Source organism: uncultured Megamonas sp. (genome assembly GCF_958438645.1).
Classification (GTDB): Bacteria; Bacillota; Negativicutes; order Selenomonadales; family Selenomonadaceae; genus Megamonas.
Window position 1 is genome coordinate 1 of the sequence record NZ_CAUBSM010000018.1, and the last position, 12,906, is coordinate 12,906.

13 protein-coding genes and 1 other annotated feature are annotated in these 12,906 nt (G+C 33.8%); of the genes, 9 read left to right on the forward strand and 4 right to left on the reverse strand.

Annotated features, from left to right (window positions below; translation table 11 throughout):
• A partial coding sequence (locus Q5I67_RS09855) for a zinc ribbon domain-containing protein (RefSeq protein ID WP_302487207.1) occupies positions 1-199 on the forward strand: 199 nt, incomplete at its 5' end.
• Between the two features lie 111 nt (positions 200-310).
• Positions 311-2,176, forward strand: a complete 1,866-nt coding sequence (locus Q5I67_RS09860) for an efflux RND transporter permease subunit (RefSeq protein WP_368043397.1) — start codon at positions 311-313, stop codon at positions 2,174-2,176.
• A 59-nt stretch (positions 2,177-2,235) separates the two neighbouring features.
• Here Q5I67_RS09860 and Q5I67_RS09865 read toward each other — a convergent pair whose 3' ends face one another.
• Positions 2,236-3,429: an MFS transporter gene (locus Q5I67_RS09865; protein ID WP_296899930.1), complete on the reverse strand. Its 1,194-nt coding sequence runs from the start codon at positions 3,427-3,429 to the stop codon at positions 2,236-2,238.
• 190 nt (positions 3,430-3,619) lie between these two features.
• On the opposite strand from Q5I67_RS09865, the gene rpe reads away from it, so the two are divergent.
• The gene (gene rpe, locus Q5I67_RS09870; RefSeq protein ID WP_302487208.1) at positions 3,620-4,285 is read left to right on the forward strand and encodes a ribulose-phosphate 3-epimerase; all 666 of its coding nucleotides are present in this window, start codon (positions 3,620-3,622) and stop codon (positions 4,283-4,285) included.
• A gap of 64 nt (positions 4,286-4,349) precedes the next feature.
• Here the strand turns inward: rpe and Q5I67_RS09875 are convergent, their stop codons facing one another.
• On the reverse strand, positions 4,350-5,681 hold the full coding sequence (locus Q5I67_RS09875; RefSeq protein WP_302487209.1) for an MFS transporter: 1,332 nt from the start codon (positions 5,679-5,681) through the stop codon (positions 4,350-4,352).
• Positions 5,682-5,746: 65 nt separating this feature from the next.
• Positions 5,747-5,993, reverse strand: a binding site (T-box leader).
• A gap of 139 nt (positions 5,994-6,132) precedes the next feature.
• Between Q5I67_RS09875 and Q5I67_RS09880 the strand changes: the two genes are divergently transcribed.
• The 6 genes from Q5I67_RS09880 to rpsR all read left to right on the forward strand — a co-directional run bounded on the left by Q5I67_RS09880 (position 6,133) and on the right by rpsR (position 10,292).
• Complete coding sequence (locus tag Q5I67_RS09880) at positions 6,133-7,245, forward strand: aminopeptidase (RefSeq protein WP_302487210.1); 1,113 nt, start codon at positions 6,133-6,135, stop codon at positions 7,243-7,245.
• 217 nt (positions 7,246-7,462) lie between these two features.
• Complete coding sequence (locus tag Q5I67_RS09885) at positions 7,463-7,693, forward strand: hypothetical protein (RefSeq protein ID WP_302487211.1); 231 nt, start codon at positions 7,463-7,465, stop codon at positions 7,691-7,693.
• A gap of 99 nt (positions 7,694-7,792) precedes the next feature.
• Entirely contained in the window at positions 7,793-9,157 is a 1,365-nt protein-coding gene (locus Q5I67_RS09890; RefSeq protein WP_302487212.1) for an MFS transporter, read from the forward strand.
• A 128-nt stretch (positions 9,158-9,285) separates the two neighbouring features.
• Positions 9,286-9,573 (forward strand): 30S ribosomal protein S6, encoded by a 288-nt coding sequence (rpsF, locus tag Q5I67_RS09895; protein WP_008539208.1) that lies wholly within the window; start codon positions 9,286-9,288, stop codon positions 9,571-9,573.
• A gap of 30 nt (positions 9,574-9,603) precedes the next feature.
• Complete coding sequence (locus Q5I67_RS09900) at positions 9,604-10,044, forward strand: single-stranded DNA-binding protein (protein ID WP_302487213.1); 441 nt, start codon at positions 9,604-9,606, stop codon at positions 10,042-10,044.
• 14 nt (positions 10,045-10,058) lie between these two features.
• On the forward strand, positions 10,059-10,292 hold the full coding sequence (rpsR, locus tag Q5I67_RS09905; RefSeq protein WP_008539206.1) for a 30S ribosomal protein S18: 234 nt from the start codon (positions 10,059-10,061) through the stop codon (positions 10,290-10,292).
• A 49-nt stretch (positions 10,293-10,341) separates the two neighbouring features.
• Here the strand turns inward: rpsR and Q5I67_RS09910 are convergent, their stop codons facing one another.
• Together Q5I67_RS09910 and murA are read right to left on the reverse strand one after the other, a co-directional pair.
• Positions 10,342-11,433 (reverse strand): Coenzyme F420 hydrogenase/dehydrogenase, beta subunit C-terminal domain, encoded by a 1,092-nt coding sequence (locus Q5I67_RS09910; RefSeq protein ID WP_302487214.1) that lies wholly within the window; start codon positions 11,431-11,433, stop codon positions 10,342-10,344.
• 76 nt (positions 11,434-11,509) lie between these two features.
• Complete coding sequence (gene murA, locus Q5I67_RS09915) at positions 11,510-12,775, reverse strand: UDP-N-acetylglucosamine 1-carboxyvinyltransferase (RefSeq protein WP_296923551.1); 1,266 nt, start codon at positions 12,773-12,775, stop codon at positions 11,510-11,512.
• Positions 12,776-12,906 lie beyond the last annotated feature (131 nt).

Here is a 12,906-nt window from a genome sequence, read left to right on the forward strand (position 1 = left end):
TGGTAAAATTATTGTCAAAATAGATAAATTTTATCCTTCAAGCCAATTATGTCATATTTGTGGGTATAAAAATACCGAAGTAAAAAACTTAAATGTTAGAAAGTGGAACTGTCCTAAATGTAAAACACATCACGATAGAGATGTAAATGCAGCTATAAATATTAGAAATGAAGGATTAAGAATATTAAACATAGCATAAATAATATATACAAGAACCGTAGGAACTATGGGGATAGCTCGGAGATACTGTATTCGTTAGAATATTTGACCGAGAACCCTGCGACTTTAGTCGTGGGAGGTTCAGGATGCTATTATTGCTGTAGAAATGATGAGCGTAAAACTTGAAGAAGGATTAGATAGATTTAGTGCAGCTTGTTATGCTTATAGAGCAACAGCAATGCCTATGCTCAGTGGTACACTAATCACTTGTGCAGGTTTTATACCTGTAGCTTTTGCAGATGGATTAGCCTCTGAATTTTGCAGTGCGTTATTTCCAGTCATTGCTATAGCTTTGATTTTATCGTGGATTGTATCTGTAATGGTAGCACCATTATATGGTTATAAGATAATAAAAGTAAAAGTAAAAAAAGATGATAAAGGAAATATAGATCCATATCAAAGTAAATTTTATGCATTTTTTAGAAAGATATTATGTTATTGTTTAACACATAAGAAAATAATATTATCCAGTACAGTAATTGTATTTGCTATATCTATTTATTGTATGAAATTTATCAGTCAAGAGTTTTTCCCACCATCTCAAAGACCTGAACTTGTAGTTGAACTTACATTGCCTGAAGGCTCGTCGATAAAAGCAACTGAAGAACAAGCTCAAAGATTAGCTGATGTATTAAATGCAGAACAAGATAAAATAGATAATTTTGCTTATTATACAGGTCAAGGTTCTCCTCGTTTTGTATTGACTTTTGATCCAGTATTACCAAAAGATAATTATGCTCAATTTGTAATAACAGCAAAAGATGTAGAAGCTAGAGAATATTTAAATCAAAAACTATTTAAAGTGTTAAATGAAGATTTTCCAGCAGTGCAATCTAATATTAAATTTTTACAAATGGGGCCACCTGCTGATTATCCTGTAATGATTAGAGTTTCTGGATATGATGTGGATAAGGTAAAAAATATAGCTAATGAAGTGGCTATGAAAATGCGTCAAGATAGTAATATTTACAATATAAATTTTGATTGGCAAGAAAAAGCAAAGACTCTTCATTTGGAATTAGACCAAGATAAATTGAGAGCTATGGGAATATCCAGTCAAATGGTAGCACAAACATTATATACAGAGCTTACAGGGGCAACAGCTGCTCAATTTTATCAAGGTGATAGAACCATTGATATTGTAATGCGTTTAGATGATAAAGATAGAGATAATCTAGAAAATGTGCGTAATTTACCGATTTATTTAGGGCAATATGGATATGTTCCGCTTGAACAGATTGCTAAAATCAGTTATCGTGCTGAAGACGGTGTTATTTGGCGTCGTGATTTGAAGCCTACAATTACAGTTCGAGGTAGTATCTATCAAGGAACAGCTAATGATGCAACAGAAAAAATCTATAATCAATTAGCTGATTTACAAAAAGATTTGCCGTTTGGGTATAGTATTGAACCTGATGGGGCTATGTCAGATAGTCAAACAGCTATGGAACATTTAATAAAACCTATTCCTGTTATGGTTATGGCTATTATTACTATATTGATGTTCCAATTGAGAAGTGTACAGTTGATGATAATGACTGTACTTACAGCTCCACTTGGATTAATTGGTGTTAGCTTTGGTATGTTAATATTTGATAAACCGATTGGTTTTGTGGCAGTGTTGGGAATATTAGCTTTATTTGGTATGATTATCCGCAATTCGATTATCTTGATTGACCAGATAAAGAAACATATGCTTGATGGTGAAAAACCTTGGAATGCGATCATTGATTCTGCTGTATTGCGTTTCCGCCCGATAATGCTCACAGCAGCAGCGGCAATACTTGGAATGATGCCACTTGTGCCAAGTACGCTTTGGGGTTCTATGGCAATTGCTATTTCTTGTGGATTAGTTGTTGCTACGATTTTAACTTTGCTTATTTTACCAACAATGTATGCGGCATGGTTTAAAATCACACCGGATAGTGAAAATAAATTAAAAGTAGAAGAAAAATAAAATGTTTCACGTGAAACAAAAAAGTTCTAGTAAGAAAAATCTTACTAGAACTTTTTATTTTAATTAGCATATTTTTTATGGTGAATTTTTCTAATTGGTGGTTTGAGGTACATAGTAGCACTTGTTAAAAACATCAATGCACCAGCAAAAATAAATACAAATTTTAGACCGATAAATGTACCAATAAGACCTCCGACGAGTGGGCCTATTGTTGAGCCTACTTGTTGAGCGGAGAACATCAGACCAAATATACGACCGCGTTGTTCAGGGGGACTTTTCTTGACGAGAATGGAGTTTATAGAAGGATAAACTCCAGCATAGAAAAGACCACACATAAATTGTAAAACAGCAAATGGGATTAAAGTATCAGGAATTGATTGCAAGATTAAAATTATACCTGAAACAGCAAGCGTTATACACATAGTACGGAAAAATCCATGGGCTTGACCATATTTACCCCATAATGGCGATGATATAGCACCGGCAAATCCGCCAAGAGAAAAGACAATACCAGACAACATGACTACATTTTCCATACTGTGATTTAATTCAGCAACATAAATTGTTAAGATTGGCTGTAAGATTAAAATTGCCATTTGAATTACAACGGCACATTCTAGGAGACGGCGTATCATAGGTATTTTTAATAGATTTACCTGCTCAGCTTTTTGAGCAATGAGTATTTGTTCAGGTGTTTTTTCTTCACGTGGTGGTTCTTTAATGAAGATGAATGTAATTATTGTAATAATACCAAGAGCGGCCGCAGCAATGAAAAAGGATATACGCATACCAAAGATACTAGCGAGAACTCCACCTAATAATGGACCAATAACACCACCAGCAGTCAAAGCCCCTTGCATCACGCCCATACAAAATCCAAGTTTTTGTTTTGGTGCATAAGCAGACATGATAGCAAGTTCAGCAGGCCAAAGACCAGCGGCAAATCCTTGAAATGCACGAGCAAGCATTAATTGAAATGGAGAGCTGACGATACCGCAAAGAAAATAAGCGATAGCAAGTCCGGCACCGGAGCGTATAGCCATTAATTTACGTCCTTTTTTATCGGATAATTTGCCCCAAATAGGCCCCATAACGGCACTTACAACAAAAGAAATGGAAAAAACTACACCTGACCACATATTAGCATGGTCTGCTGGAACACCTAGTTCTTGAATTAGATACATAGGTAAAAATGGGATAAGCATAGTATAGCTGGCTGACATTAACACGACATTGCATGTTAATATGGACAAAATAGCTTTCCAACTCAATCAAATCATTCCTTTCATAATTGTTTCGTAGTTTATTAATTATTTTTATAAAAATATAATTAAATATCTAAGATGATTATACATCAAACATTATAAATTAAAAAGCTACTATGGACTAAAAATATTCTTTGGGCTACAATTATTATAGATTAATAAATAAGGACGTGATATTGTGTATAAATTAGCACCATCATTATTAGCAGCTGATTTTGGCATTATTAAAGAGCAATTGGCAAAATTAGATGAAGCCAAAGTACCATATCTTCATTTAGATATTATGGACGGAGTATTTGTTCCTAACTTATCTTTTGGTCTTGCTGTTGTTGAATCTATTCGTAAATATACAAAAATGGTTTTTGATGTACATTTAATGATTATAGAACCTGAACGTTATGTGGAACATTTTGCTAAAGCTGGAGCAGATATTTTTTGTTTCCATATCGAGGCAACAAAAGATGCTAAAGCTACTATTGCTAAAATAAAAGAACATGGCATGAAAGCAGCTATCGCTTTAAAACCTGCTACGCCAATAAGTGCAATAAAAGATTTACTATCTGAATTAGATATGGTTTTAGTAATGACTGTGGAACCTGGATTTGGTGGTCAAAAATTCATGGAAGATCAGATGGAAAAAGTAAAAGAATTAGTAAAGCTTCGTAAAGAAAATAATTATAATTATGATATTGAAGTTGATGGAGGCATAAATCCAGAAACTATAAAAACATGTTTTGCTGCTGGTGCAAATGTAATTGTAGCAGGTTCTGCTGTCTTGGGAGCAAAGGATATAACTGCAAGAGTAGAAGAATTTGCTCAAATCGCCAAAGAATATGATGTTTAATTGCTAATATTAAATAAAGAAACGTATTATCTTTCAAGATAATACGTTTTTTTATTTAACTTATTTAATTTGCTACAGTATCTGTAGTTGTATTTTCAGCTACTGATTGACGATTTTTCTGACCTGTCCAGCCATATTTTATAGTAAGAGTTGTGATGCCGGCAATTAACATGAATATTGCCATAGCAAAATATCCAATATCGAAAGATCCTGTTTCTGTTTTGATGAAGCCCATCATATAAGGACCAACCCAGCCACCAAGATTACCACAGGAATTGATAAGACCGATAGCACCAGCAGCGGCAGGACCTGTTAAAAATGTAGTAGGAACTGTCCACCATACACCCATGGAAGCATAGATGCCAATTGCAGATAAGCAAATTAAAAATAAAGCAACAGTTGGACTGCCAGCAAATGGGCTAAGACCAAGACCTATAGCACCGATAAACATAGCGATGGCTACGTGCCAAACTTTATCACCTGTTTTAGTAGATGTATAACCTGCAATTATTTGAACAACTAAAGCAACGGTCATTGGGATAGCGATAGCTCCACCTAATAGAGAAGTTGACCAGCCAGAAAGGCTTTTTAATACAGTTGGCATCCAGAAATTGAAGCCCCAGAAACCAATTACCCACATGAAATAGATAAAGCAAAGTTTTAAAACTTTTTTATCAGTAAAAGCTTGCATAACAGTATATTTTTTTACTTTTTGTAAGCGAGCTTGTTCAGCTTCAAAAGCTTCTGTTAAATATTTTTTTTCAGCATCATTGAGCCAAGATACTTGATCTGGTCTATCTTTTACCCAGAAGAAGAAAACTACAGCGAAGATGAGGGCAGGAACAGCTTCCAAGATGAATAATTCTTGCCAACCATGCATACCTAAGAGAGATGTATTTAATAAAACACCAGCTATAGGAGCACCGATGATAGTAGATAATAATAGCGAAGTAAGCATTAAGGAAGTAGCACGAGCTCTTTCTTTTGGTGTGAACCAACGAGGGAATAATACAGAATAAATAACAGGATAAAGACTAGCTTCTGATGCACCGAGTAAGAAGCGGTAGATATAGAATTCAGTCTGTGTAGACATAAATGCCATGAGTACACAAACAAGACCCCATGTGAACATGATACGAGCAATCCATTTACTACCAGAGTATTTTGCTGCAATCAAAGAGCCAGGAATTTCTAAGAGTAAATAACCCATGAAGAAAATACCAGCACCAGCACCAAAGATTTCAGGTGTAAGCCATGGTAAATCTTCAGTCATAGTCAAAGCTGCATAAGCTATATTTACACGATCGATACAAGCGATGATTGAAACTAAGAATACAGGTAAAATAATATGTAAATCACGCTTTCTTTTTAAACTTGCAAAATTGATTTGTTCCATTTTTTGTGCCTCCTAATAAAAATTTTTGGTAAAACTAAGTATAAATACAAAAAACCTCCATCCCATAAAGGGACGGAGGTTATATTTCCGCGGTACCACCCTGATTTTGCTTCAGATGCGAAGCAACAGCTTTTTCAACGTACATCATAATACGCGTTTCTTATAACGTAGAACAAACGTTTTAGCTTACTGGATTTCAGCTAAAATCTTCAAGGATGATTTTCATTTTTTTCTTAGCTACCACTTTTCAGCAAAATAGTGGCTCTCTGTAAGCTTTGAACAAAAATTACTTGTTCCTATCTCTAGATTTATACTTTATTTTATCTTTACAAATTTACAAAACTCATTGTAAATTACTATAATCTTATATTATAAAATTGTCAATAGTTTTTTTAAAATAATTTATGGTAAAATAAATAAATAATAAATTTTAGAGAAAGTAGGTAAGACAATGGACAGTAGAAATCTACAATTAGCACATAATCTCATAAATTATTCTGTGCGTTTACAAAAAGGTGAAAAACTTTTAATTGAATTGATTGATGAAGGTATGGAGCTTGCACAAGCTTTGATTAAAGAAGCTTATAAAGCAGGTGGTATACCATTTTTGACTATAAAGAATTTAAAGATGCAACGCGAATTATTATTAAATGCAACAACAGAACAGATGAAGCTTTGTGCAGAATATGAATCACTTCGCATGAAAAATATGGATGCTTATATTGCTATTCGTGGCAGTGAAAATGTAAGCCAATTAAGTGATGTTCCAGCAGATAAAATGGAAATTTATTCTAAATATTGGATGAAGCCAGTGCATAGTGATATACGCGTGCCAAAAACAAAATGGTGTGTACTTCGTTATCCAAATGGTTCTATGGCACAGCTTGCCAATATGAGTACAGATGCTTTTACTGATTTTTATTATAATGTTTGTAATTTAGATTATGCTAAAATGGGCAAAGCTATGGATAGTTTGGTTAAACGTATGGAAAATGCTGATAAAGTTAGAATTAAAGGCAAGGGAACAGATATAACTTTTTCTATCAAAAATATGCCAGCTGTCAAATGTGCAGGTGATTGCAATATTCCAGATGGTGAAGTGTATACAGCTCCAATCAAAGACAGTGTAAACGGTACAATCACATATAATACGCCATCTATTTATCAAGGTACTACTTTTGAAAATGTATCTTTTACTTTTGAAAATGGTAAAATAGTAAAAGCTACAGCAAATCATACAGAGGCTTTAAATAAAATTTTGGATACTGATGAAGGTGCAAGATATATAGGGGAATTTTCTTTTGGTTTAAATCCATATGTAACTTTTCCTATGAAAGACATTTTATTTGACGAAAAAATAAGTGGTAGTTTGCATTTTACACCTGGTTGTGCTTATGAAGATGCTGATAATACAAACCGTTCTGCCGTTCATTGGGATTTAGTCTTAATTCAGACACCTGAATACGGTGGAGGAGAAATTTATTTAGACGATGAATTAATTCGTAAAGATGGTTTATTTGTAGTGGATGATTTACTCTGTTTAAATCCTGAAAATTTGAAGTGATAAATAAAACACAAATGTATATAGAATGAATAAAAAGCAAGATATCACAAGGGTTTTTGTGGTATCTTGTTTTTTTGCAAAAAATCAAAATATTATATATAGTACTTCTTTGTTTACAGGTTTTGACATTTTTTATTAGATATTGTAAAATTGCGAATTAGAAAAATTAAATCCTTAATATATCTCTAAATATGTCCAGTGTCCTGGAGGTGTCGAAATGTTTTACGATGGTATAAAAATATACATGCAGAATGGTAAATTAGACGATGTAGAGATAGCTTATTATATTAATAAAATAAGGAAAACACATAAGGGTAAAATCCTAAAACGTATATCTTTTATTTTAGGCGAAGGCTATATTGATTTAAGATACATGTTCCAATCTTATCCTTTTGAAAGAGTATGGCGAATTTCTACAGAAAATAAACTTATCGAATCTGTTGTATAGAGAAAAGAACTGTGATCAATTGAAATGTATTTTTCTTTTGATTGCAGTTCTTTTTTTATGTTAAGATGAATTAATAATAAATAAAAGTGGGTGAGTGAGATGACAGAGCAAAAGAGAATTTTGATTGCAGTGATGATAACATCGTTTATCGGTCCGTTTATGGGCAGTTCAGTTAATATTGCTGTTCCTGCAATGGCTGAAGATTTTAATATGATGCCAGATGAGTTGACTTGGGCTGTTACAGCTTTTTTAATTGGTTCAGCAGCAGCATTATTACCATTTGGTCGTTTGGCTGATATAAAAGGTCGTAGAAAAATATATTTACGGGGATTGACTTGTATTTGCATTACTACATTGATTTGTGCGATGGTGCAAAATTTTTTGGCTTTTATTTTTATACGATTTTTACAGGGTTTATCGATGTCAATGATTTTTGGTACAAGTATGGCATTATTGGTTTCTTGTTATAGTTCTGAGCAACGCGGGAAAATTATAGGATTATCGGCATCTTGTGTCTATACGGGTATATCTTTGGGGCCTTTTATTGGTGGTTTTATCACTGATTATTTCGGTTGGAGAATGATTTTTTGGCTAACTGGTATGGCTTTATTGATAAATTTCTTTTTAATTTTTAGAGTAAAAGCTGATTGGTATGGTGCTAAAGGTAAGAAATTTGATTATATTGGCAGTATTCTTTATGCAATAATGATAATTTTATTCTTATATGGATTATCTGATTGGACGAGACATGCCTTTGTTCATTGTATGCCGTTTATAGCTTTTATTTTATTTTTGTTATTTATATATGAACAAAAAAGAAATTCCTCACCACTTGTTGATTTATCCATTTTTAAAAATACAGTATTTACCATGTCTAATATAGCGGCACTTATTCATTACAGTGCTACCTTTGCTATTGGTTTTGTATTATCTTTATATCTACAATTAGTCAGAGGTATGGATGCTTTTAGTGCTGGTGGATTTTTGTTAATTCAACCATTTATTATGGCTATTGTTTCACCTAAAGCAGGAGCTTTATCTGATAAATTCTCACCGAGAATTATCGCTTCGTTAGGAATGGGCATTATGATGCTTGGTTTATTTGCATTTTCATTTTTAGACAATCAAACATCATTTTATCTGATTGGTATAAATTTAGCTTTCATTGGTTTAGGCTTTGGTTTATTTGCCTCACCGAATAATAATGCTATTATGGGAGCTGTAGAGGCGAAATTTTATGGCGTAGCTTCTTCTATTTTGGCTGTAATGCGTCTTACAGGACAAGCGATAAGTATGTCTTTGGTGACATTATTATTATCTGTCTTCACAGCTGAAGCGGTAGAGCACAATTATATAGAGACACTTTTATATAGTTTTAAATATATATTTATTTTATTTGGTTGTTTATGTATAGTAGCGTTATTTGCTTCTTTGATGAGAGGTAAAGAAAATGTTAAAGAATAGTTAAATAATAGCTTGCGTTAGTATATAGACAATGATATAATTAAGAAGTTATGTTGATAACAAATTCCACTATGTGGAATTAATCCCTGCCCATTTATGGGCCGATAGTCCAAAGAGGAGGTGATTTCGTGAGAAAGTACGAAGTCGTATTTATTATTAGACCAATGGAAGAAGAAGCAACTAATGCTGTTATCGAAAAGTTCTCTAACTTAATCGTTGCCAATGGTGGTACTATTGACAAAGAAGATCGTTGGGGCAAAAAACGTTTGGCTTATGAAATTAAAGACTGCACTGATGGATTCTACTGCTTATTTGAATACACAGCAGAACCAGCTTGCTCTGCAGAACTTGATCGTGTAATGAAAATTACTGATGAAGTATTGAAACATATGATCGTTAGAGAAGACGAAAAATAATTATAAAGATTAGCCAGGGAGGAAATTACCATGAATAAGGTAATATTAGCAGGGCGTCTTGTGCGTGACCCAGAAGTACGCTACACGCAGACAGGAAAAGCGGTGGCAAGCTTTACTTTAGCTGTGAACCGTAGATTTAGTCGTAGTGCTGATCAACAAACAGCAGATTTTATTCCTATCGTAGTATGGGATAAATTAGCTGAAGTATGTGGCAACAATTTAGTAAAAGGCAGTCAAGTCTTAATTGAAGGTCGCATTCAAATTCGCAGTTATGATGCACAAGATGGAAGTAAACGCTATGTTACTGAAGTCATAGCCCAAGAACTTGAGTTCATGGGTTCTAGACCAGCAAGTGCTCCAGCACCAGCACAGCAATTTGGTGGTGCACAAATGCAGACTTCATCTCCAATGGGTGGAGCAGCGGCATCTTTTGGTTCTGAAGTACCCCCTGACGAAGAAATACCATTTTAAGGAGGGTAACAACATTGGTTAAACGCGATAGAAACAGAAGACCAAAAAGAAAAGTTTGCAGCTTCTGTGCTGATAAAATCGAACATATCGATTATAAAGACGTAGCTAAACTTCGTCGTTTTATTACAGAACGTGGTAAAATTTTACCTCGTCGTATTTCTGGTAACTGTGCTTGCCATCAACGTCAGGTAACAGTTGCAATTAAAAGAGCTCGTAACATCGCTCTTTTACCTTTCACAGCTGAATAATTTAGCGATAATTAAAGCCGATATCTTTGGATATCGGCTTTTTTTGCATTTAAAAATAATTTTTTAACATATAGGTGAAATCTTGTTGATTATAATCTTGCCAAAATTGTTCATAAGTGTCAAGTTTTCTTGTAGGTCTATGCAAACGAGGACTTTTTTCAATAGATTTATCAAAGTCTTTAGCAAAATAGATCAAATCTTCTTTGGCTTTTGTAAATAATGATTTGCCATTTTGTGTATTGATTAATAGCATAGAGATTCCTTTATCATCATCACTTTCGTTAAGATTGTCATTATCAGAAAAGTAGTTCCAGAAATCTCCTATAGTTAAATCGCTCACTCTATCTAAATTAGTATAAGCACAATTGTAACAGGAACTTCGTAGGAAATTTCCTTTTAAAAATCCTTTGATATATTCATTGGTATCCTTATAAGAAATATCTTGTTTGTTATTTTCAAATTTGGCGATTACTTGGTAGCGACGCCAGCCTGGTTTTTCACGGAATTTAAAATCGACTACGTTAGCATTATGAGTTGAAGCTAAGTGATGTATATAATCCTTAAATATTTTAGGTGAAGGTACGCCATGACAAAGTAAATCCACTGTGAATAATTGACCTTCATAGCGTTTTTTGAGAAAGGCATATAAACCAGCTACTTGACAAGGTGTACCAGAAAATAGCACTTTTTCTCCTTTAAGTAGTAATGTGCGAATTTCTTTGTAAGTATTGCCAATAAAGCTTTGTATATATTTAGAGCCGATTAATAAAGGATAATCTTCAGTTTTATTGATGATGATATGTTTAGCATTTAAGTCTTTAGTCAAAGTTGAACCACAGACATAAAAATTTTGCGATAATGCTTGTAACATTAAAGCTGTAAACAAGCCTCCAGAAGCTGCTTGTTGACGTTTTTGAGGATTTTTATGCCAACAGGCATAGATTTCAGCTAGGTTTTCTTCATTATGTGGTTTGAAGTATACAGGGCAAGATTTATGGCATAATCCACAATTGATACATTTATCTTTGTCGATTATAGGTTGCCAAAATCCTTGATCGTCGGTGATTACTTGTATTGCATTTTTAGGGCAAATATTTTGACAAGATAAACAACCAGTACAACTATTTTTTGAGCAAAGCATAAGTAAAACCTCCTTGTAATACCAAAATAGCCAAGATAGATATTAACTATCTTGGCTATTTATGTACACACAATTTTTAGTTATCAACACGACAAATGTCTGCACCTAATCCACATAATTTTTCTACGAGATTATCGTATCCTCTATCAATGTGATGAATATAAGATACTTGAGTTTCGCCATTAGCAACTAAACCAGCAAGTACCATAGCAGCTCCAGCACGTAAGTCTGTAGCTTTTACCTGACAACCTTTTAATGAAGAAACGCCTTCAACAATAGCTGTACGACCATCGACTTTGATACAAGCTCCCATGCGTTTTAATTCATCTACATGCATAAAACGATTTTCAAATACAGTCTCTGTAACAAGACCTGTACCATTAGCAATAGTGAGCATTGCCATAAATTGAGCTTGCATATCAGTAGGAAATCCTGGATATGGTAGAGTTTTAATATCGATAGCTTTGGGGCGCTTATTACAGCTAACACGGATACCATCAATATCTTCTTCAATTTTAACTCCTGCTTCATTTAGTTTTGCAATAACAGGTTTTAAATGTTCACTAATAGCATTTTCTATATAGATATCTCCGCCAGTCATGGCTACAGCAACCATATATGTTCCAGCTTCAATTCGGTCAGGAATAATTGTATAATTATGACCAATTAATTTTGGTACACCTGTAATTTTAATCACATTAGTACCAGCACCACGAATTTTAGCTCCCATAATATTTAAGAAATTAGCCAAATCGATAATTTCTGGTTCTTGAGCAGCATTTTCAAGTATAGTCTGACCTTCAGCCATACATGCTGCCATGATAATATTTTCTGTAGCACCGACACTTGGGAAATCAAGATAAATACTAGTTCCTTTTAGCCCATTTGGTGCAGTAGCACTGATAAAGCCGTGTCCGATTTCGATTTCAGCTCCAAGAGCTTCAAAACCTTTGAGGTGTAAATCGATAGGTCTAGTACCAATAGCACAGCCACCAGGCATGGAAATTTTAGCTTTTCCATAACGTGCTAATAGAGGCCCCATAATAACAAAAGAAGCTCTCATTTTACGTACTAAATCATATGGTGCATCAACTGTTTTTAAAACAGTACTATCAATAAATAGTGTATGTTGTTGACGATTGAAATCAACTTTAGCACCAAGCTGACGCAGAACTTCAGCGATTGTGCAGACGTCGTTTAAATAAGGTACTTCGTCTAAAACACATGGCTTATCCTGGGCCAGAAGAGTTGCTGCAATAATAGGCAGTACAGCGTTTTTTGCACCGCTAATTTTTACACGACCATGCAATTCATGACCGCCATGTATAATCAACTTTTCCAATTTTCATCCTCCACAAGACTTATATCTTTATTATTTTATCATTTACCATTATGTATAGCAATAAGAAATTATATATATTGTCTACAGATAGCTTAGTTTAGATTAAAAATATAATATATATCTAGTTTTTT